The sequence below is a fragment of the Streptomyces sp. CA-251247 genome, assembly GCF_050952975.1.
Taxonomy (GTDB): Bacteria; Actinomycetota; Actinomycetes; order Streptomycetales; family Streptomycetaceae; genus Streptomyces; species Streptomyces achmelvichensis.
Map to the genome: position 1 here is coordinate 846,097 of NZ_CP191861.1, position 20,999 is coordinate 867,095.

The window sequence follows — 20,999 nt, forward strand, 5'->3', positions numbered from 1 at the left end:
CCGTACGGCAGCGGTGCGCGTGGTCAGCGCACCACGGCCTCCTCCACCAGCAGTTGCACCGCGGCCGCGATGGACTCGGCGTCGATGCCCGAGAGATGCAGCTGCTCCGCGGAGGTGGCGGATCCGGGCATGTTCTGCACGCCGAGCCGGATCAGGCGGGGCAGCGGGCGGCCGTCCGACAGGGCCGAAGCCACGGCGTCGCCGATACCGCCCTGGGGTCGGTGGTCCTCCACCGTCATGAGACAGCCGGTGGCGTCGGCCGCCTCCTGGAGGGTCGCGGCGTCGACCGGCTTGACCGAGTACAGGTCGATGACCCGGACGCCGATGCCCTGCGCCTCCAGCAGGTCGGCGGCCCGCAGGGCCTCATGGACGGTGACGCCGGCGGCGACGACGGTGACCCGGTCCTGATCGCCGGAGCGCAGCACCCGGGAGCCGCCGACGGGGAAGTCCTCGTCGGGCCCGTACAGGACCGGTGTCTCGCCCCTGCTGGTACGCAGATAGCCGATGCCGGGCAGGTCGGCCATGGCCTCGACCAGCCGGGCGGTCTGGTTGGCGTCGCACGGGTACAGCACCGTACTGCCGTACACCGCACGGAACATGGCCAGGTCTTCGAGGCCCATCTGGGAGGGGCCGTCCTCTCCGATCGCCACGCCGGCGTGCGAGCCGACCAGATTGATCGGCGCGTGGGACACCGCCGCCATCCGGACGAAGTCATAGGCCCGGGTCAGGAAGGCGGCGAAGGTGGACGCGAACGGGATGTAGCCCCGGGTGCGCATCCCCACCGCCGCAGCGACCAGCTGCTGTTCGGCGATGTAGCACTCGAAGAAGCGGTCGGGGTGCTCCTTCGCGAAGGCGGCTGTGCGGGTCGAGTCGGCCACCTCCCCGTCCAGCGCGACGACTTCCGGGCGTACGGAGCCGAGTGCGGCGAGCGCGTCCCCGAAGGCATCACGGGTGGCGACCGAGGTGCCGACGTCGTACGCCGGCATCTCCGCCCGGCCGCCGCGTGATCCGTACAGGACGCGTGCCGCGGGCGGCGCCGCCACGTCCACCGTGATGAAGCGCGGTCCGCCCAGCTCCTCGATGGCCTTCTCGGCGTCGGGCAGGGGCTTGCCGTGCTTGCCCTCACGGTCGTCGACGTCGTGGACTCCGCGTCCCTTGTGGGTCCGGGCGATGATCGCGGTCGGCTTCTGGAGCGTCGACTCCGCCTCGGCGAAGGCCGAGTCGATGGCGCCCACGTCGTGGCCGTCGATCTCGATGGTGTGCCAGCCGAAGGCGTGCAGGCGGCGGGCGTAGGCGTCGAGGTCCCACTCGTGGCGGGTGGGCCCGCGCTGCCCCAGCCGGTTGACGTCGATGATCAGTGTCACGTTGTCGAGATGCTCGTAGGCGGCGTGCTCCACGGCCTCCCACACCGAACCCTCGGCCATCTCGCTGTCGCCCGACAGAACCCAGACGCGGTAGGGGATCTGGTCGAGCCGCTTGCCCGCGAGGGCCATGCCGACGCCGACGGGCAGCCCCTGGCCCAGCGATCCGGTGGCCACGTCGACCCAGGGCAGGCGGGGTGTCGGATGTCCTTCCATGCGGCTGCCGAGCCGGCGGAAGGTGAGCAGTTCCTCGTCGTCGATGACGCCCGCGGCGCGGTACATGGCGTACAGCAGCGGTGAGGCGTGCCCCTTGGAGAGGATCAGCCGGTCGTTGCCGGGATGGTCGGGCTGCGCGAAGTCGTAGCGCAGATGGTTGGCGAGCAGTACGGCACCGAGATCGGCGGCCGACATGGAGGAGGTCGGGTGACCGGATTGCGCGGCGTCGGCGGCGCGGACGGCGTCCACCCGCAACTGCTGCCCGAGTTCTGCGAGTTGGTCGTTTCGCATCTCAATGCTCCTTGGAGGAACCGCCCGGGACCCTTGCCAGCTCCGGTGAGGCACTGTCCAGCGGGACCGACCAGGAGCGCACGAGGCCCAACTGGACGGACTGGCGCGGCAGTGCGGCGTCGAGCAGCCAGTCGGCCGCGACGCGTACGCGATTGCCCGGCATGGCGGCGAGGTGGTAGCCGCGGGTGACCGCTCCTGCGAGCGGCCCGGACAGCGGTATGCCCAGTGGGTTGGCGGCCGCCTTGACGCCGCCGAGGTCGACGAGGAATCCCAGATCGTGGTGTTCGTACGGTCGCTTTTCACCATGGCCGAGGGAGGCGGCGACGTTGTGGCCCGCCAGCTTGCCCTGGCGCGAGGCGTGCTGGGCCGTCATCGGCGTGTACTCGCCGGGCCTGGTCACGTCGGGCACCGCCGCGGCGTCACCGCAGGCGAAGACCTCGGGACGGCCCGGAACTCCCAGATCGCGCTCCACGAGCAGACGTCCGCGCTCCACCGGCAGTCCGACGCCGGACACCAGCGGATCGGGGCGCACGCCCACGCACCAGATGAGTGTCCGGGTGGGGACGAACTCCCCGGTGTCCAGCTGCACGCCGTCGCGCGTCGCCTCGCGGACCGAGGTGTTGGTGCATACCTGGACGCCCCGCTCGCGCAGCACCCGGTCCGCCGTGCGGGAGAGCCTGCGGTCGAGCTCGGGCAGGACGCGGTCGGCGATGTCGAGGAGCATCCAGCGCGGCCGGCCGCCGACCCCCTGCCCGCTCTGCTTGCGGGCGAGGGCGTCGGTGAACAGCTGTCCCTGCGCGGCGACTTCGGTGCCCGTGTATCCGGCGCCGACGACCACGAAGGTGCGCCGTGCGACGTCCTCCTCGGTGAAGGGACCGGGGCCGGCCAGCTCGATCTGGCGCGTGATGTGGTCGCGCAGGTACAGCGCCTCGGGGAGACCCCGGAAACCGTGCGCGTGCTCGGCTACGCCGGGCACGGGCAGCAGCTTGTTCACGCTTCCCACGGCCAGGACGAGGCGGTCGTAGCGCAGCTCGCCGCGGACGTCCTCGGGATCCGTGTAGTGGACCGTACGCCCCTCGAGATCGACGCGGTCCGCCTCGCCCAGGACCAGCCGCACCCCCGGCAGCGTGTCGGGCAGCGAGACCGTCACCCGACGCGGTTCCAGTATCCCCGCGGCGACCTGTGGCAGCAGCGGCAGATACAGGAAGTAGTCGGTGGGGTTCAGCAGCACGATCTCGGCCTCGCCCCGAAGGGTCCGGGAGAGAGAGCGGGCGGCTTGGAAACCGGCGAATCCGGCTCCTACGACGACGACACGGGAACGATTCACGATCGACTCCGGCGCTGGAGTATGGACTGGTCAACGGCCTCCCGAGTGCCCGTGAGACCCCCCGCCAAACCCGGCGGCCGCGTGTTCCGTCACTCGTACGGGCGGCGCTCCTCGGACACCACGGGCGCGGTCGGCGGTACGACGACGCGCCGGCGCCTCGCGATGCTGCTGAACGTGACGACCCCGATGATGCCGACGGCCATCAGAATCAGGCCGATCACATCGAGGTTGGCGCCTTTCATCTCCCAGTCGGTGGCGAATGTGAGGATCGCACCGACGGCGATGAGGATGATGCACCCACCTAGGCCCATCTGACTCACCTTCCTGTACGGACGGTTGGTCTTCCGCGAGTACCCCCGGAGGGGCCCGTCATGCTTGCGGAAGGCTTGCCGAGCTGTGTCGGCCGGCAGGTCGGGGAACGGGTGCGGGAAGGCTTCGGGTGCGGACCGCCGTCCGCACCCGAAGCACCCCTCATCCCTTTTCCCACGGCCGCTCGGCCCGTCCAGCGGGTCTCCGCGCGGATCGCCCTCAAACCCCCGGTCCACGATCGCGTCGATCTCCGATCCCGCGCCCGCTTGGCGGCATACAGCGGCCGACGGCGGGTACTGCGGGGCGCGACGGACGCTGTCCGGTCCCCTGCCGGCCCCCAGCAGGACCCGCGGAGAAAGCGAGGAGCCATGGCACAACTCGTGCGGGACGTCATGACCGCCGGCGTGGCCGCTGTCCGCCCGGACGCCTCCCTCGTCGAAGCGGCGCGTCTGATGCGCACCCTGAACGTGGGCGACGTCCTGGTGGCCCACGGCGACCGGATCGTCGGCGTCGTCACCGATCGCGACATCGCCGTGCGCGCCGTCGCGCACGGGATCGACCCGGTGACCGTCAGCGCGGAGTCCGTGTGCACGGCGGATCCCGTGTGCATCGATCCCGACGCGGAGGTCTCGACCGCCGTCCGGCTCATGCGGACGCATGCGGTGCGGCGGCTGCCCGTGGTCGAGGACGGCCGCCCCCTGGGGATGGTGAGCATCGGCGATCTCGCCGTGGCGCAGGACCCGGAGTCAGCACTCGCGGACATCAGCATGGCGGAGGGGAAGGCCTGACCGGCTCCCCGGCCGCCTCATCGAAGGAGCGACACTCATGAAGATCGCATTTCTCGTGGCGCCCGAAGGCATCGAGCAGGTCGAACTCACGGAGCCGTGGCAGGCCGTCGAGGCCGCGGGCGACACCCCGAGGCTCGTCTCGACCCGGTCCGGCCGCGTCCAGGCCTTCAACCATCTCGACAAGGCGGACACGTTCCCCGTGGACCAGGTCGTGGGCGAGGCCTCCGTCGACGAGTTCGGTGGACTCGTCCTGCCGGGCGGCGTCGCGAATCCGGATGCCCTGCGCATGGACGAGCAGGCGGTCGCCTTCGTCCGCGCGTTCTTCGACGCGGGCAAGCCTGTGGCGGCCATCTGCCACGCCCCCTGGACCCTGATCGAGGCGGATGTGGTGGGCGGCCGGACGGTGACGTCCTGGCCGAGCCTGCAGACGGACCTGCGCAACGCCGGCGCCACCTGGGTGGACGAGCAGGTGCAGGTCTGCACGTCGGGTCCGAACACCCTGATCACGAGCCGCAAGCCGGACGATCTGAAGGCGTTCAACGCCGCGTTCACCGAGGCGTTCGCCAAGGTCTCGGCAGGCTGACGAACCGTCGGCGGGCGGCCGCCGTGCAGGACACCACTGGGCGGCCGCCGTGCAGGACACCACGGCCCGCCGCCGGACGGGCCACCACCGGCCGGCCGTGCTCCCGTTCAGCGGGAAGCGCGGCCGGCCCGACCATGCCCTGACCGCAGATGACCGCCCGAGCTCACCCTGCGTCGGGTCCCGCCTCCGACCGGTCGCGCGCACCCGCCCGGGTCCGGCCCGGTGACACCGAACGCTCGGGGTGGCGGCGCAGATACTCCTCCTCCAACTGCGCCATCCGGGTGGTGTGTGCGGAGAGCGCGGCGGGCGAGCCGTGCAGCAGCGTGTCGTGCCGGCTGCGGTGGATGGTCTCCAGCTCCCGGATGAGCTCGTGCTCGCCGAGGCTGCCGGCGTCGATGCCCCTGGGCTCCTTCTCGGCCTGCGTCATGACAGCCGTGCTCCTTCCGTACAGCGGTTTCCGTGTTGCTCCTGTGCAGACGGGTACCCGCCCCCGACGCACTATCCGGCCCTCTTGGAGGTAGCCCATGCAACTCGGATTTCTCGCGCCCCTCTATGAGCGTCCCGGCCCCTGGGCCAGTGTCTATCTGGGCACGGACCGGGCCGACGAGGCGCACCCCGGCCGGCGTGAGCTCCAGGCCCGCGCGGCCTGCCGCGAGCTGAGCGCACAGGGCGCGGACGAGGCGACCGGCCAGGCCGTGTACGAGGCGCTCATCGCGCCCGAGACTCTGCCCGGCGAGGCCGGTCGTGCCGTCTTCGCCGCGGGCGGGGAGGTCGTTCTGGACCCCGTGCTCACCGCCCGGCCGCCCGGGAACGACGACGTCACCTGGTCGGCCGTGCCCCGCGTGGCACCCCTGCTGGACCTCGCCGAACAGGAACCGGTCTGCCTCGTGGCCTACATCGACCGCCAGGGTGCGGATCTGGAGGTCCGCAGCACCCACGGCCACCGCAGCGCCGGACGGGCCGAGGGCAGGGACTGGCCGCTGCACCGCAGCCCGAGCGCCGACTGGTCGGAGCAGCATTTCCAGCAGAGCGTCGAGAACACCTGGGACGAGAACGCCGCCACGACCGCGGCCGCGGTGGCCGGCGCCTGCGACCGGCACGACGCCGATCTGGTCGTCCTCGCCGGTGACCTGCGGCAGCGGCGCGCCGTGCACCACAAGCTCCCCGCGGGGCTGCACGCCCATGTCGTCGAGACGGAACACGGCAGCCGCTCGGACGGCGGCAGCCGGCTGCTCGACAAGGACGTGGAGCGGGCTCGTGCGGACCGGCTGCACCAGCGGGCCGACGACGAGCTGGACCGCTATCTGTCCGCGCGGGACGCCACCGCGGAGGGGGTGCCCGCGCTGGTCGAGGCCGCGCGTGAGCACCGGATCGCGGCCCTGTTCGTACGGCCCGAGGGCCCGGACGGCAATCGCGAGGTGTGGGTCGGCGACGGCCCCGACCAGCTGGCCGTCCGGCGTACGGAATCGCAGTACCTGGGTGAGGTCCACCCGTCGTCGGCGCGGGCGGACGACGCGTTGATCCGTTCGGCCGTCGTGACGAACGCGGAGGTCCTTCGGGTGCCGCCGGTGGGCGGCCACAGCGTGCCCGTCGGCGGGCTCGGCGCCCTGCTGCGCTGGCCGTATCAGGACGAGGAACGCGCCTGAGCGCTCCGCTGCCCGGCTGCCGGGCTCCCGGCCCGGCAGCCGGTGCGCGACTCGCGGGGACGCGGAGCTGAGGGGACTATGAGGAGGAGCCGGATCCCGGCTGCACCCGCCCCCTGGCCCGCGGCCGCACGTCCCGGGGCACATCGAGGACGCCGCGTAACCTCAGGACACGAGTGTTGTGATGGACAAGAAGAGATTTGCCCATGCCGCCGGCACGGCGTCGAGCGCGGACATGCTCGGCGCACCCTGCTGGGTCAGCCTCATGGCCCGCGACCTCCGCGCCTCCCAGGACTTCTACGGTGCCGTCCTCGGCTGGAAGTTCCGCCGGGCGGCCCTCGGTGACGAGTTCAGTGTCGCCTTCGCCGACGGGACGCCGGTCGCCGGCATCGGCGCGCTGGCGCCCCGCCTTCAGGTCGCCGTCGCCTGGACGCCGTACTTCGCCGTCGCCGACGCGGACGTGGCGGCCTCACGCATCCGCGAGCGCAGCGGCACCGTCGCCGTCGGCCCGCTCGCCTTCTCCCTCGGTCGCGGAGCCCTCGCCGCCGACCGCGACGGTGCCGTCTTCGGCATCTGGGAGGGTGCGCTGCTGCCCGACTGGCAGTCCGGCCACAAGGACGCGCCCGCCTGGCTGCTGCTGCGCACCCGCGACGCCTTCGACGCCGCGATCTTCTACGGCGAGGTCCTGGACTGGGCCGGCGACAGCCCGGGCGGCTGCGACGTCAGCTACGAGAACGACGAAGTGGTCCTCCTCAGCAACGGTCATGTGCTGGCGCGGCTGAACTCGGGCGCGGTGGAGGCGGCACCCGACCCGCTCGTCAGGCCCCGCTGGGACGTGCACTTCCCCGTCGCCGACCTCGACGCCACGACACGTGCCGTACGCGACCAGGGCGGCACCGTGATGGCGGAGCGGCTGACACGCGAGGGCAGGGAGGCCGCGGTCCGCGACCCCGACGGCGCCCTCTTCACCCTCACCAGCCGCACCGAGACGGGAAGCGGCGCCGGGAGCTGATGGGTCCAACCTGCCCGGCGCCTGCGCTTCCTCGCGCGAAGGGAACGTGCTGAGGGGGGTACCGCGGTCCGGCGGACCGAAACCCGTCGGAGTGGACGGACCCCGCGGTGTGCGTGTCCGCTCCGGCCGGGGGAATGAGCGGAACGAGGATGCCGTCCACCGTGCGGGACGGCTCGGCCTGGCCGGAAGGGAATGCGGGCATGTCGGGGATGAGAGACGAGCAGGCGGGCACCGAGAACGCCGCCGACGCGTCATGGGCTGCCTCGAACGAGGAGCAGTACCGCGCCGTGAGTGCGGAGACCGAGTCCGAAGAGCTGCGCAAAGAGGTCGACGGACTGCGGCAGGCACTCGCCTCGCACCCGGTCATCGACATGGCGCGAGGAATCGTCATGGCCACCGCGGCCTGCACACCGGAGCAGGCCTGGCAGCTGCTGGTGGACGTCTCCCAGCACAGCAACGTCAAGCTGCGCGAGGTGGCACGGCACATCGTGGACAGCGTCAACGGGCCGCCGCCGCCCCCGGCCGTACGCACCGCACTGCGCGCCGCGATCGCGGCCCTGCACGGCAGCACCGGGTAGGGCGGCCCGGCCGGCCTCCTGTCGGGCCCTCGCAGGCAGTGCCGCGCCGGGCCCGTCCCCGTAGAATCCGGATCGGGTGCGATCACACGGTGTCGCAGCTCTCTGCCCGGGATGGGAGAGTCCGTGAGCACGTCCGCACAGGATCCTTCCGGCGCAGGCCGGGAGCGGGACGATCTGGCCGCGGCCGTGGCCGAGCTGTCCGCGCGGAACGCGGATCTGCGGGCCGAGCTCGTGCGACGGCATCTGCTGGACCTGGCGACCGGAGTGCTGGTGACCCGGCTGGCCACCTCCCCCTCCGAGGCCGCCGAGCAGCTGGCCCGGATGGCCGCCGAAACCGGCCTGAGCACGGAGGACTTCGCCGCCGACGTCGTCAACGGCGTCGCCGGTACGGTCGCGGTCACGCCCCCGCCGGCCACGGCGAACCCGTCGTCCGCCGCGTACGCCGACCGGGGACCGCGCGGCGACGAGGCGCGCCGGATGCGTCGTGCGATGACGGACGCGGAGGCGCACCATACGGTCGAGGAGGCCGCAGCCGCCCTCCTCGACGGCGGGCTCAGGCATCTGGGCGTGCAGAGTCTGTGGCTGTGGCGGCGGACCGGCTCAGGATGTCTCCAGCTCGCCGGGCATGCCGGCGTCGGGGCCACCGAGGCGTCGCAGTGGCGGTGGATCCCGCCGTCGCTTCCCGCGTCGTTCCGGCCGGCTCTGCTGGAGGACTCGCCGGTCTGGCTCGCGGCGGGGCCGCCACCCGACGACGTGCTGCCGGGCCCGGCACCGCAGGCGGCCCGTGCGGTGCTGCCCCTGCGGCTGCGCGGCACGACCGTCGGGGTGGCCCTTGCGGTCTGGCCCGACCGCGCCGACCTCGACGGGCCGGTGCGCCGCGCGGTCACCGATCTGATGGACGTGGCCGCGCGGGTCCTGACGGCTCCCGTGTGGGAGCCCGCACCGCTGCCGGCGCTGGACGAGCTGCTCGACGCGATGGCCCACCCCGCGCTCACGCTGATGCGCGACCCGGAGACGGGTGCCCTTGCCGTCGAGCACCTCAACCAGGCGGCCGTGGAAGCCCTCGGCATCGCGGGACAGACCGCCGGTCAGCTCCTGAGCAGGGCCCTTCCCCTGCTGCACGCACCGCTCGCCGGGCTGGCCGAGCTCGCGCACTCCACCTCGTCGCTCCAGCGGGTGTCCAGGCTGCCCGCGGTGGACCACGCCGACGCGGCTGCTCCGCTGCTCGATGTGCGGGTGCTGCCCGCCGGGGCCGAGCGGACCGTCGTCCTGTGGCACACCAGCACCGACCGGGGCACGGCGGCCACGCGTGCCGTTGCCAGGCTCCAGGGCGTCGCACCGTTCGAGGACAACCTGCTGACCGGCACGTCCACATGGGGCGAGCAGGCATACGGCATCTTCGGCACCCCCCGGGACGCTCCGCCGATCCCGCTCACGGAGCTGTACCAGCGGGTCCATCCGGAGGACGACGAGGACCTGACCGAGCTGCTGCGGAACCTCACCCAGCGGCGCAGAGGCGCCGCCACGGTGATCCGTGTGGTCCGGGACGACGGCCGGCAGCGGCATGTGCGCATCACCGCCGAACCGCTGCTCGACCAGAGGACTCTCATCGGGATCTCCGGCATCTACCAGGACGTCTCCGCCGAGTTCCACACCGAGGTGGCCCTGTCGGCGACCTTCGACCAACTGACCGCCGTCCAGGCGCAGGCGGCGCTGCGTCATCGCCTCGCGCTCCAGCTGCAACAGGCGATCGTTCCGGAGATGCCCGCCCTGGAGGTGCTGCCCGGTCTCCAGGCCACCGCCCGCTACCGGCCCGCGGTGCAGGAGTACCGCGTCGGAGGCGACTGGTACGACGTACTGCCGCTGCCGGACGGGAAGGTCCTCGTGGCCGTGGGGGACATCGCCGGGCACGGCATCGACTCCGCCACCGGCATGGTCGCCCTGCGCAACGCGCTGCGCGGTCTGGCCTTCACCGGTCACACGCCCGGACGTCTGATGTCCTGGCTGAACGAGGTGACGATCCATACCCAGGGACGCCCGACCGCGACCGCCGTGTGCGCGCTCTACGACCCGGCGGACCGCACCCTGCGCTGGGCGAGCGCCGGCCATCTGCCGCTGCTGCTGCTCCGCGAGGGGCACGCGCGGTTGCTGGCCCCGCCGAAGAACATCCTTCTGGGGGCGACTCCGGACGCCCGGTACGAGGAGATCACGACCCAACTGAAGCCGGGCGACACCCTGCTGCTGTTCACCGACGGTCTCATCGAGCGCCGGCACGACGCCCTCGACGAAGGCCTCCAGGCGCTGCTGCGCACGGCGGAGGAACTGGCCGGCCGGGAGATCGACGACCAGGTCGACCGGCTGCTGGGCGCCGCGACCGGCGACACCGACGACGACACGAGCCTGATCGCGGTACGGGTCCGCTGAGGAGCGTCGCTCGGATCCTGCCGGGAGCGGCACATGCGTCCGACGGTCCCGCCGAAGGTGCTCACTCCGCGGAGCCGTGGCCGTCCCGGGCCAGCCAGCTGCGGATCTTCGTCATCAGATGGTCCGTGTCCACCGGCTTGGCCACATAGTCGTTGGCTCCCGCGGCCAGCACCTCGGCCCGGTCACCGGGCATGACCTTGGCCGTGACCGCGATGATCGGCACCTCGGCGAACCGGGGGATCCGCCGGATGGCGCCCATGGTGGCGACGCCGTCCATGCCGGCCATCATCACGTCCATCACGATCAGATCGACGTCCTCATGGGCTTGCAGTACCTCGATCCCCTCCTCGCCGCCGGCCGCCTGGAGCACCAGCATTCCCTCGTGCTCCAGGACTTCGGTGAGGGCGAAGACATTGCGGGTGTCGTCGTCGACGACCAGGACCGTGGCTCCCGAAGCCTGACGGCCCGTCCGCGGGAGGGCCCGGGCGTGCGCTTGTGCCCGTTCCGCAGTGACGGGCACCCGCGGTGCGGCCAGGGCGTGGACCGGCAGATAGAGGGTGAAGCGGCTGCCCTCTCCCAGGGTGCTCTCGGCGGTGATGGTGCCGCCGAGGAGCTGGGCGACCTCGCGGCTGATGGAGAGCCCTAGACCGGTGCCGCCGTACCGCCGTGACGTGGTGCCGTCCCCCTGCTGGAAGGCGCCGAAGACGGTCTGCAGCCGGTCCGCGGGGATACCGATGCCGGTATCGGTGACCCGGAAGGCCAGGGTCGCCCCGCTGTCGCGCAGGGCGAGCGGCAGTTCGTCGGCGTCGGCGTTCTCGATGCGCAGCTCGACCCGGCCCCGCTCGGTGAACTTCAGCGCGTTCGACAGCAGATTGCGCAGCACCTGGCGGAGCCGGGACTCGTCGGTGGTCAGCTGGGCCGGTATGTCCGCGGCGGCCGTCACCCGGAACTCCAGCTCGCGCTCGCCGGCCACCGGCCGGAAGGTCGCCTCGACGTAGTCGAGGAGCTGCGCCAGCTCGAACGCCTCCGGGTGGACGTCCATCTTTCCTGCCTCGACCTTGGAGAGATCCAGGATGTCGTTGATCAGCTGGAGCAGGTCGGAGCCGGCCGAGTGGATGACCTCGGCGTAGTCGACCTGCTTCTCCGTGAGGTTGCCCTCCAGGTTCTGGGCGAGCAACTGGGCCAGGATCAGCAGGCTGTTGAGCGGTGTCCGCAGCTCATGACTCATATTGGCGAGGAACTCGGACTTGTACATCGAGGTCCGCGACAGCTGCTGCGCGCGGTCCTCCAGTTCCTGCCGGGCCTGCTCGATCTCCAGGTTCTTGCGCTCGATGTCACGGTTGCGGTCGGCGAGCAGCGCCGCCTTCTCGCGGAACGCCGCGTTGGAGCGCTGGAGTTCCTCCTGCCGTGACTGCAACTCCGCGGACCGGGTACTCAGTTCGGCGGTGAGCCGCTGGGACTGCTCCAGCAGCTCGTCGGTGCGCAGGTTGGCGATCAGCGAGCTGACGTTGACCCCGACGGTCTCGATGAACTGGTCGAGGAAGTCGCGGTGGATGCGGGTGAAAGGGCGCAGGGCCGCCAGTTCGATGACTCCCAGCACCTGGTCCTCGACCACGATGGGGAGGACGAGGAGGCTGCTCGGCTCCATGCTGCCGGAGCCGGACGCGATGGTGGAGTATCCGGACGGAACGTCGTCGACGGCGATGGTGCGCCGGCTGCGGGCGGCCTGTCCGACGAGGGACTGCCCGAACAGAAAGCGGCGCGGGCCGGACGAGGGGTCGTCGGGTGAGCCGTAGGCGGCGGTCATGACAAGTTCCGGACCGCGGTCGCTCTCGTGGGTGAGGAAGAAGCCGCCGTACTGTGCGGAGACCAGCGGCGGTACGTCGTCCATGATGAGTTCGGCGATGGCGGGCAGGCTGCGGGTGCCCTGCATCAGGCCGGAGACGCGGGCCAGGTTCGTCTTCAGCCAGTCCTGTTCCTCGTTGGCCCGGATGGTCTGCCGCAACGACTCGACCATGGCGTTGATGTTGTCCTTGAGGTCTCCGACCTCGCCGGGCGCCACGACGGTGATGGACCGCGTGAGGTCGCCCTCGGCGACTGCGCTGGTCACTTCGGCGATGGCACGGACCTGCCGGGTGAGGTTCCCGGCCAGCTCGTTCACGTTCTCGGTGAGACGCTTCCAGGTGCCGGAGACACCCTCGACCTCGGCCTGGCCGCCGAGACGGCCCTCCCGGCCGACCTCGCGGGCCACCCGGGTGACCTCGGCCGCGAACGAGGAGAGCTGCTCGACCATGGTGTTGATGGTGGTCTTGAGCTCCAGGATCTCCCCGCGGGCGTCGACGTCGATCTTGCGGGTCAGGTCACCGCGTGCCACCGCCGTCGTCACCTGGGCGATGTTGCGGACCTGGTTGGTGAGGTTGTTCGCCATGGAGTTGACGTTGTCGGTGAGGTCCTTCCAGGTCCCGGACACACCGCGGACGGTCGCCTGACCGCCCAGGTTTCCCTCGGTCCCCACCTCGCGGGCGACCCGGGTGACCTCCTCGGCGAACGAGGACAGCCGGTCCACCATCGTGTTGATGGTCTCCTTGAGTTCCAGGATCTCCCCGCGGGCGTCGACCCTGATCTTCTGGGTGAGGTCACCGCGCGCGACCGCGGTGGCGACCTGCGAGATGTTGCGGACCTGCGAGGTGAGGTTGTCCGCCATGGTGTTGACGCCGGTCGTCAGCTCCTTCCAGACACCGCTGACGCGGGGCTCGCGCGCGTGGCCGCCGAGCAGCCCCTGGCCCCCGACCTCGTTGGCGACGCGGGTGACCTCGGAGGTGACCAGCGAGAGCTGCTCCACCATGCCGTTGTAGACGATCGCGATCTCGCCCAGGAGACCCTCGGCGTCGTCGGGCAGCCGGGCGGAGAGATCGCCGTCGCGTACGGCCGTGAGCCCGGCAAGCAGCTTGCGCAGCCCCTCCTCGCTGAGCTGGGCAGCGGGGGGTGTCCGGCGCGGATCGGGCGTCCGGTCCGGCACATCCATCGTCGACCTCGCCTGTCGTCATTCACGGCGCCGCACCGGCCCGGCCGTGAGAGGACTGTCCTGGGGTTGACCGCGGTGAACGGCGGTTTTCGACTCCACTGTGGCACGCCGCCATCCCCGCGACACCCGGAACTGCGTACAGATGTTCCCCTCCGGGCGGCGCCTCGGCCCGTGCCGTCCCGTGGGGCGCCCGCTCAGGCACGAACCACGACCGAAACATGGCGAAGCGTCTAAAATAGGAGTTTCTCAGCAGGTAGCTCAGACGACGGTCCCGCTGTATCCGACAGCGCCGGCCTCCGCCCCGTCGAAGGAGCCGCATGTCCAGCACCCTCGCCGTACCGGCGACCGTGGACCTCCCCGAGCCCGGTTCCCTCAGCACGACGGACGCCAAGGAACTCTCGGCGGCACTGTTCGAGCGCATGTCAACGCTGGACGAGGGAACAGCGGAGTACGCCTACGCCCGGAACACCCTCGTGGAGCTCAATCTCAGCCTGGTGAAGTTCGCCGCGACCCGGTTCCGCAACCGGGCGGAGCCCATGGAGGACATCATCCAGGTGGGCACGATCGGGCTGATCAAGGCGATCAACCGGTTCGACACCGGCCGCGGCGTGGAATTCGCGTGCTTCGCCCTGCCGACCATCGTGGGCGAGATGAAGCGCTTCTTCCGGGACACCAGCTGGGCCGTCAGAGTGCCGCGCCGGCTCCAGGAGCTGCGGATCGACCTGGCCAAGGCCGTCGATGTGATGGAACAGGACCTGGGGCGCCGCCCGACGACCGCCGAGCTCGCCGAGCGGCTCGACGTCACCGAGGAGGAGATCGTCGAGGGCGAGCGGGCGTCGAACGGCTATGTCGCACGCTCCCTGGACGTCCCGGCGAACGAGGACGACGGCACGGTGGGAACGCTCACCCGCAGCCTCGGCTGCGAGGACAGGTCCTACGACATCGTGGACTCCCTGGAATCCCTGAAACCGCTCATCGCCGCGCTGGACGAGCGGGACCGGCTCGTGCTGTCCCTGCGCTTCGGCGACGAGCTGACGCAGTCGGAGATCGGCGACCGGCTCGGCCTCTCGCAGATGCATGTGTCGCGTCTGCTGGCCCGCATCCTCGCCGCGCTGCGCGCCGGGCTGCTGAGCGACGAGCCTCCCGCCGACGGCCCTACCGATCCGGCGGCCCCGCCTGCCGGTCCGGCGACGTGACCTGGACCCAGACGATCTTTCCGCCGTCCGTCGGGGCCCAGCCCCAGCTCTGCGACAGGCGCTCCAGCACGATCAGCCCGTGACCACCCGGCAGGGACACCTCCCTGGGCCGCGGATGCGGCGGCTGCGCGCTGGCGTCGGCGACCTCGATCCGCAGACCGTCGGGGCCGTGGCGCAGCACCAGCTCGGTCGGCCCGCCGGCGTGCAGACAGGCATTGGTGGCCATTTCGGAGACGAGCAGCAGCACATCCTCGACCACTGCTCCCCGCTCCCCCACCGCGGGCGTCCATCCCCAGTCGTCGAGGGCTTCGGCGGTGAAGTCGCGGCATCGGCTCACCACGCCCTTCGTCCCGAACAGCGCGAGACGACGTGTCTGCCCCTGTCCACGGAGGCTTGCACCCATAAGATCCTCCGCTAGGTCGGCCGGTCGTCCGCCAGAGCCTCGTCCAGGCCGGCGTACACCCGGAACACCGCATGGGCGCCGGTGATGTCGAACATGCGTGCCACCGGGGGGCGGAGTGCGGCGAGCTCCAAGCGGCTCCCCGCTTCGCGCGCCGTCAGACGCGCCCGGAGCAGGACGTTCAGGCCGGTCGAGTCGCAGAACTGGAGATCCCCGCAGTCCACCACGACGCGCTCAGGAGCGGTTTCCAGACACTGCTGAAGGGCCTCCCGCAGGGGCTCGGCGGTGTCGTGGTCGAGTTCGCCCGTGAGCAGCACGACCACGGTCGTCCCGCCGGGGCGCACCTCGACGCCGAAGCGTCCGTCCGCCGCGCCCTCCCCCGGTGGCTGCCCGGATACTCCCGAGACCATGGGGCTCTCCCGCCTTTCTGCCGCGAATCCGGCCGCGCACCCGCACCGTGCGCGCCGCGTCGAGACCGGCAGAACGCACCCGCCGTCACCGGTGGGACAGCGCTCCCGGTGCTTCCCCGGATGTACGCAACAGTGCCCGGCACGGCTGCCTCAAAACGCGCCGACCGCGTACGGGCCCGGGAGCGCACGCCGGACCCGCCTCCTGACGCGCGGTCACACGGCCGGCGCACTCGGAGGTCCACCGGGCTCCTTCGGCCGCAGGTCGCCGGCCTTGCCCCGCAGCTCGCCGCCCTTGGCCTTCACCGCGGACAGCGGGGTGGCGATGTCCTCCAGGGACTTCTGTTCGGCGGCCACGGCGAAGAACACGGCCACCAGGCCCGCCAGCACCATCAGCGCGGCTCCGATGCAGAAGGCGAGCACAGCGTCGGCGACGACTCCGCTCTCCGTCAGTTCGGCGAAGATCAGCGGGCCGGAGATACCGCCGGCCGCCGTGCCGATGGCGTAGAAGAACGCGATCGACATGGCCCGGGTCTCCATCGGGAAGATCTCACTCACCGTGAGGTACGCCGAGCTGGCGCCGGCCGACGCGAAGAAGAGCACGACGCACCAGCACAGGGTCATCGTCGTCGCGTTGAGCCAGCCGGCCCCGAACAGCCAGGCCGTGACGAACAGCAGGACACCGGAGAGGATGTACGTGCCCGCGATCATCGGGCGCCGGCCCCAGGTGTCGAACAGCCGGCCCAGCAGCAGCGGGCCGAGGAAGTTGCCGAAGGCGATGACGGCGAAGAAGTAGCCGGTCGTGCTGCTGGAGACGTCGAAGAACTTCACCAGGATCGAGCCGAAACCGAAGGTGATCGCGTTGTAGAGGAACGCCTGGCCGATGAAGAGCGCGAAGCCGAGGGTCGCCCGCCGGGGATAGTCGCGGAAAACGCTTCTGCCGATCTCGACGAACCCGACGCTGCGCCGCTGTTCGATGGTGATCTCGGTCGCCGGCTCCGGCAGCGGCCGGCCGGTCTCCTCCTCGATCTCGCGCTCGACCTGGTCGACGAGTTTCTCCGCATCCTTCGACTGCCCGTGGATGAACATCCAGCGCGGGCTCTCCGGCACATGGCGGCGTACGAGCAGGATGACGAGGCCGAGGACGACCCCGAGGGCGAACGTCAGCCGCCAGCCGAGGTCCTTGGGGAAGATGTCGGTGTTCAGGGCGAGGACCGACAGCAGCGCGCCACCCATGGCGCCGAGCCAGTAACTGCCGTTGATGATCAGGTCGACGCGCCCGCGGTACTTGCTGGGGATCAGCTCGTCGATGGCCGAGTTGATGGCCGCGTACTCACCGCCGATGCCGAAGCCGGTCAGGAAGCGGAAGAGGAAGAACCACCAGACGGAGAACGAGACGGCGGTCAGCGCGGTCGCCGCGAGGTAGACGGCCAGGGTGATCAGGAACAGCTTCTTGCGGCCGTAGCGATCGGTCAGCCAGCCGAAGAAGAGGGCGCCCGAACAGGCGCCCGCCACGTAGAGGGCCGCGGCCATACCGGTGACCTGGGCGTCGCTGATGGGCAGTCCGCTGCCGTCCTCGGAGAGCCGGCTCGCGATATTGCCGACGACGGTCACTTCCAGACCGTCGAGGATCCACACGGTGCCGAGGCCGATCACGATCATCCAGTGCCAGCGCGACCAGGGCAGCCGGTCCAGTCTCGCGGGGACCTTGGTGGTGATGGTCCCGGTGGTCGCTTCTCCGCCAGAGCTCATGGGCAGTGCCTCCTCGGGGGCGGCCTTCCGTCACCGCCCATGGCGCCGCATGCGGGTACCCGAGGGCCAAACCCGGTAAACGGGGCCGCACACGGGCCGTGGGCCGGGCCCTCACCGGGCCCTCACGGATCAGCGGGCCGCCGCGCGCTCGCGCCGCCGTTCCTTGACCCACTCGCGGGCCGCGGCGATCCTCGGGTACTTCTCGCGCTGCTCACGTGCGCTGCGGTCGAGCTCCTCCATCAGACGCTGGGAGCGGTGTTCCGGGGCCAGTTCATCGAGGATGCGGTCGATCTCGGTGAGGAGTGCGCCGTGGAGCTGCCAGTGGCGCGGGTGGCGTTGCACGCCCTGGAGGAGCAGTTGAGCCGCGCGTTCGCGACGGGTGGCGGCCGCCGCCAGGTCACCGGCCAGCCGGCTCTCCGCCGCTTCGGCGGCCTCGCTCGTCTGTGTGGTGACGAGGACGGCGAAGCTGACGAGCGCGTCGGCGGCATGCCCCAGCAGGTCCTCCAGCTCGCGGCCCACCTCGGGGGGAAAGAGGTCCTCCTCGTCCCGTGCCTTGGCGAGGTCGGTCATGGTCCTGGCGAGGACGCGCAGGACGACGGCGCAGATCTCCAGGGTGTCGAGTCCGGTCCGCAGCACGACGCGGTGCAGCAGGCCCTCCTTGACCCGGGGGTTGAGCCTGAGACTGTCCTCGGCCTGGCGCAGGGCGGCGTCGACGTCGGCGATGTCGTGGTCGAGCCGGCGCGCCTCGTGGAGCCGGGCCGCGGCGGCCGCGACGGGAGTGGGGGTGGTCAGCTCCTCACCGAGGCGCAGCAGCAGCTGCCGCATCCGCCGGGCCAGATCCGAGATGGACTCCCCCGCCGTGCCCACCCACACCGGTGGCACGAACAGCACGTTGAAGGCCAGCCCGACGGCGGCGCCGATGACCGTTTCCAGGATGCGGTCCCAGGCGGTGTCGGCCACCTGGGTCACGCCGAGGACGAGCATGGCGCTGATCGCCACCTCGGGAACGAATTCACTCACCCGGACCACCCGGCCGACGACCAGGGACGCCAGGATGATCAGCCCCAGGCTCCACCAGCTGAGGCCGACGAGCACGCTGAAGCCGATGGCGAGGAGCACCCCCGCGACGACCGCGTTCACCCGTCGGACGCCGGTGGTCAGCGTGGAGTACAGGGTCACCTGGACGACGAGAAGGGCCGTCAGCGGTGCGGTGAGCGGGGCCGGTTCGCTGCTCAGCTGGAGGGCGACGACGTAGGCGATGGTAGCGGCGGCGGTCGACCGGACGGTCTGGACGACGACAGGCTCGCGGTACCGGTGGAAGAGTTCGACGACCGGCGTTCGTGCGGATTCGCGCATGTCAGGCACGTGGACCGGGCGCGCTCACCGCTTGGTGCGACGTCGGTGGCTGGTGTCGCACCAGGGGTAGGTCCGACTGCGCCGACAGGTGCACAGCGCGACGGTGAACCGGTCGGACGTCACCGTGGTGCCGTCGTCGAGGACGACCTCGACCGGACCTTCGACGAGCACCGGGCCGTTCTCGGTCACGGTCACACGGCGCGGCCGCTCGGCCGCCTCGTCGTCCCGCCGGTCCGTCGGGTGCGGCTCGTTCGCGTTCCTCATGTGACTGAGGTGCCCGTTGAGATGGCGCCGTCACGGTGAGCGGCGGGTTTTCGGATGAACCTACAAGCGGCCGATCCTCCGGATGGCCCCGTTTCACCGGCTGCGCGCGGGGGACTCGGAGCGCGCGGAGCACCTGTCTCCCCGATACCGCCCCAACAGTACGGAGTGCCTGATGAGCGCGGAAACAGGACTGCGGGTGGTGGTCACCGGAGCCACCGGGAACGTCGGCACCAGTGTGGTGAGGGCCCTCGGCACCGATCCACGGATCGCCTCCGTCCTCGGGCTGGCGCGCCGGATCCCCGACATGACCGCTCCCCGGACCACCTGGGCGTCCGTCGACCTGTCCGAGACGTCGGCACCGGGCGCGCTGCGCCGCCATTTCGCCGACGCCGACGCGGTCGTCCATCTCGCCTGGCGCTTCCAGCCGACACACGACCCCGTGGTCACCTGGCAGAGCAACGTCCTCGGCTCGCTCGCCGTGTTCGACGCCGTCGTGGCCGCGGGCGTGCCCGCCCTGGTCCACGCCTCATCGGTGGGGGCATACTCCCCCGGCCCGAAGACCGCCCCGGGAGTCGACGAGTCCTGGCCCACGCACGGGTGGCCGGACGCCGCGTACTGCCGGGAGAAGGCCTACCTCGAGCGGGTGCTGGACACCTATGAGCGGCAGCATCCGCAGATCCGGGTCGTCAGGATGCGGCCCGGGTTCCTCTTCAAGGAGACAGCGGCGAGCGAACAGCGCCGCATCTTCGGCGGCCGCCATCTGCCGGGGCCGCTGATCCGGCCCGACCTGCTGCCGTTCGTTCCGGACCTGGAGGGACTGCGATTCCAGGTGATGCACACCGACGACGCCGCCGAGGCCTGCCGGCTGGCACTGCTGAACGACGTGCGCGGGGCGTTCAATCTCGCCGCCGATCCGCCCGTCGATGCGAAGGTGCTGGCCGAACTGCTGGACGCCCGGATCGTACGGCTGCCCCGCCGGGCGGTACGCGCGGCACTGGCGGCGGCCTGGGGGCTGCATGCCGTGCCGGCGTCACCGCATCTGTTCGACGCGGTGCTGCGTCTGCCGCTGCTGGACACGACCCGCGCGCGGGAAGAGCTGAGGTGGCGGCCGGAGTGGTCCGCGACCGAGGCGATCGAGGAGTTCCTGCGCGGCGTGCGGAAGGGTTCCGGCGAGGCGACCGAACCGCTTCAGGGGCACAAGGCGGCCTGAGGCGCAGGCGGCAAGGAGACCCAGCCCTCTTCGCCCTCTTCAAGCCCGGGATCAGCCGAGGCGGGTACTGACACCAGGACACCGCGATCAGCCGAGGGAGAGGTCGCGAGCCTGCGGCATCAGGTCACCGGGCCGAGGGCCCGCTCAGCTGCTCCGGCGCCGCTCGATGTTCGCGATGGGGCTGCTGCCCAGCTGTTCCAGCAGGTCCGCGGGGTTCCGGTAGACGGCCCTCGCGCCGGCCGTCTCCAGATCCGCCCGTGAGATGCCACCGCTGAGCAGCCCCACCCCGACGACGTTCGCGGCTGTGGCCGCCTTCATGTCCCACACGGAGTCGCCGATGAACACGGCACGGTCCGCGGACACCCCCGCGAGCTCCAGGGCGCGTTCCACCGGTTCGGGGGCGGGCTTGCCCTGCTGGACGTCATCCGCGCTCGTCGTCGCGGTGATGGCGTCGTCGGCGTCGATCGCGTGCCGCAGCGCCGCGAGTTCGTCCCCCGCCGCCGAGGTGGCGAGCACCACCTTCCACCCGGACTCGGCGAGCTCCCGCAGCAGGTCGGGCGCTCTTTCCAGCGGCGCGATGCGGTCGAAGAAGGTCGCGTAGAGCACCTTGTGCGCGGTGATGACGGCGTCGTCCCCGTCGGTGTCCCGGTCGTCCCCGAGCAGCCGGGCGACCAGTTGACGGCTCGGCAGCCCCAGAGCTTGATGGATGTCCCACATCTCCACCCGGTGGCCGGACTGTCTGAACGCCTCCCACCAGGCCGTCACATGGAGGTGGTTGGTGTCGGCAAGGGTGCCGTCCACGTCGAAGACCGCCGCGCGATCCATGGTCTGCTCCTTCTTCCGCTCGGGGGTGCTGC

Annotated in this window: 19 protein-coding genes; 8 read left to right on the top strand and 11 right to left on the bottom strand. The window is 71.3% G+C overall.

All coding sequences use genetic code 11. The features are described 5' to 3' along the window. Positions 1-23 precede the first annotated feature (23 nt). The 3 genes from ACQPWZ_RS03600 to ACQPWZ_RS03610 form a co-directional block, all read right to left on the bottom strand. Positions 24-1,868, bottom strand: coding sequence for a transketolase (locus ACQPWZ_RS03600; RefSeq protein ID WP_433570601.1), 1,845 nt, complete (start codon positions 1,866-1,868; stop codon positions 24-26). 1 nt (position 1,869) lies between these two features. Then, positions 1,870-3,195, bottom strand: coding sequence for an NAD(P)/FAD-dependent oxidoreductase (locus tag ACQPWZ_RS03605; protein ID WP_433570602.1), 1,326 nt, complete (start codon positions 3,193-3,195; stop codon positions 1,870-1,872). A gap of 89 nt (positions 3,196-3,284) precedes the next feature. Next, a complete protein-coding gene (locus ACQPWZ_RS03610; RefSeq protein WP_356702873.1) occupies positions 3,285-3,506 on the bottom strand; it encodes a DUF6458 family protein in 222 nt (73 codons plus the stop codon). 366 nt (positions 3,507-3,872) lie between these two features. On the opposite strand from ACQPWZ_RS03610, the gene ACQPWZ_RS03615 reads away from it, so the two are divergent. Together ACQPWZ_RS03615 and ACQPWZ_RS03620 are read left to right on the top strand one after the other, a co-directional pair. Beyond that, complete coding sequence (locus ACQPWZ_RS03615) at positions 3,873-4,292, top strand: CBS domain-containing protein (RefSeq protein WP_433570603.1); 420 nt, start codon at positions 3,873-3,875, stop codon at positions 4,290-4,292. Positions 4,293-4,329: 37 nt separating this feature from the next. Further along, positions 4,330-4,875: a type 1 glutamine amidotransferase domain-containing protein gene (locus ACQPWZ_RS03620; protein WP_433570604.1), complete on the top strand. Its 546-nt coding sequence runs from the start codon at positions 4,330-4,332 to the stop codon at positions 4,873-4,875. 163 nt (positions 4,876-5,038) lie between these two features. Here the strand turns inward: ACQPWZ_RS03620 and ACQPWZ_RS03625 are convergent, their stop codons facing one another. Further along, the gene (locus ACQPWZ_RS03625; RefSeq protein ID WP_313947945.1) at positions 5,039-5,302 is read right to left on the bottom strand and encodes a DUF6158 family protein; all 264 of its coding nucleotides are present in this window, start codon (positions 5,300-5,302) and stop codon (positions 5,039-5,041) included. Positions 5,303-5,399: 97 nt separating this feature from the next. Between ACQPWZ_RS03625 and ACQPWZ_RS03630 the strand changes: the two genes are divergently transcribed. The 4 genes from ACQPWZ_RS03630 to ACQPWZ_RS03645 all read left to right on the top strand — a co-directional run bounded on the left by ACQPWZ_RS03630 (position 5,400) and on the right by ACQPWZ_RS03645 (position 10,532). Next, positions 5,400-6,521 carry a Vms1/Ankzf1 family peptidyl-tRNA hydrolase gene (locus tag ACQPWZ_RS03630; RefSeq protein ID WP_433570605.1) on the top strand — a complete coding sequence of 374 codons (1,122 nt, stop codon included), beginning with the start codon at positions 5,400-5,402 and terminating at the stop codon, positions 6,519-6,521. Positions 6,522-6,702: 181 nt separating this feature from the next. Continuing rightward, on the top strand, positions 6,703-7,530 hold the full coding sequence (locus ACQPWZ_RS03635) for a VOC family protein (RefSeq protein ID WP_340471668.1): 828 nt from the start codon (positions 6,703-6,705) through the stop codon (positions 7,528-7,530). A 200-nt stretch (positions 7,531-7,730) separates the two neighbouring features. Further along, positions 7,731-8,108 carry an ANTAR domain-containing protein gene (locus ACQPWZ_RS03640; protein ID WP_433570606.1) on the top strand — a complete coding sequence of 126 codons (378 nt, stop codon included), beginning with the start codon at positions 7,731-7,733 and terminating at the stop codon, positions 8,106-8,108. A gap of 123 nt (positions 8,109-8,231) precedes the next feature. Continuing rightward, positions 8,232-10,532 (top strand): PP2C family protein-serine/threonine phosphatase, encoded by a 2,301-nt coding sequence (locus ACQPWZ_RS03645; protein WP_433570607.1) that lies wholly within the window; start codon positions 8,232-8,234, stop codon positions 10,530-10,532. A gap of 61 nt (positions 10,533-10,593) precedes the next feature. Here ACQPWZ_RS03645 and ACQPWZ_RS03650 read toward each other — a convergent pair whose 3' ends face one another. Continuing rightward, the gene (locus ACQPWZ_RS03650; RefSeq protein ID WP_433570608.1) at positions 10,594-13,557 is read right to left on the bottom strand and encodes a HAMP domain-containing protein; all 2,964 of its coding nucleotides are present in this window, start codon (positions 13,555-13,557) and stop codon (positions 10,594-10,596) included. A 317-nt stretch (positions 13,558-13,874) separates the two neighbouring features. Here ACQPWZ_RS03650 and ACQPWZ_RS03655 point away from each other — a divergent pair, with 317 nt between their 5' ends. Continuing rightward, on the top strand, positions 13,875-14,753 hold the full coding sequence (locus ACQPWZ_RS03655; RefSeq protein WP_433570609.1) for a SigB/SigF/SigG family RNA polymerase sigma factor: 879 nt from the start codon (positions 13,875-13,877) through the stop codon (positions 14,751-14,753). On the opposite strand, the gene ACQPWZ_RS03660 is transcribed toward ACQPWZ_RS03655, so the two are convergent. The 5 genes from ACQPWZ_RS03660 to ACQPWZ_RS03680 all read right to left on the bottom strand — a co-directional run bounded on the left by ACQPWZ_RS03660 (position 14,713) and on the right by ACQPWZ_RS03680 (position 18,932). Next, the gene (locus ACQPWZ_RS03660; RefSeq protein ID WP_327685602.1) at positions 14,713-15,156 is read right to left on the bottom strand and encodes an ATP-binding protein; all 444 of its coding nucleotides are present in this window, start codon (positions 15,154-15,156) and stop codon (positions 14,713-14,715) included. The two genes, ACQPWZ_RS03655 and ACQPWZ_RS03660, sit on opposite strands and share 41 nt — an antisense overlap. An 11-nt stretch (positions 15,157-15,167) precedes the next feature. After that, on the bottom strand, positions 15,168-15,563 hold the full coding sequence (locus ACQPWZ_RS03665; protein WP_433570610.1) for an STAS domain-containing protein: 396 nt from the start codon (positions 15,561-15,563) through the stop codon (positions 15,168-15,170). Between the two features lie 213 nt (positions 15,564-15,776). Next, complete coding sequence (locus tag ACQPWZ_RS03670) at positions 15,777-17,312, bottom strand: MFS transporter (protein ID WP_433570611.1); 1,536 nt, start codon at positions 17,310-17,312, stop codon at positions 15,777-15,779. Between the two features lie 129 nt (positions 17,313-17,441). Beyond that, on the bottom strand, positions 17,442-18,668 hold the full coding sequence (locus ACQPWZ_RS03675; protein ID WP_340471676.1) for an FUSC family protein: 1,227 nt from the start codon (positions 18,666-18,668) through the stop codon (positions 17,442-17,444). A 24-nt stretch (positions 18,669-18,692) separates the two neighbouring features. Further along, positions 18,693-18,932 (bottom strand): CDGSH iron-sulfur domain-containing protein, encoded by a 240-nt coding sequence (locus tag ACQPWZ_RS03680; RefSeq protein WP_313947934.1) that lies wholly within the window; start codon positions 18,930-18,932, stop codon positions 18,693-18,695. A 172-nt stretch (positions 18,933-19,104) separates the two neighbouring features. Between ACQPWZ_RS03680 and ACQPWZ_RS03685 the strand changes: the two genes are divergently transcribed. Continuing rightward, positions 19,105-20,142, top strand: coding sequence for an NAD-dependent epimerase/dehydratase family protein (locus ACQPWZ_RS03685; protein WP_433570612.1), 1,038 nt, complete (start codon positions 19,105-19,107; stop codon positions 20,140-20,142). Between the two features lie 144 nt (positions 20,143-20,286). On the opposite strand, the gene ACQPWZ_RS03690 is transcribed toward ACQPWZ_RS03685, so the two are convergent. Beyond that, positions 20,287-20,967 carry an HAD family hydrolase gene (locus ACQPWZ_RS03690; protein WP_433570613.1) on the bottom strand — a complete coding sequence of 227 codons (681 nt, stop codon included), beginning with the start codon at positions 20,965-20,967 and terminating at the stop codon, positions 20,287-20,289. Between the last annotated feature and the right edge of the window lie 32 nt (positions 20,968-20,999).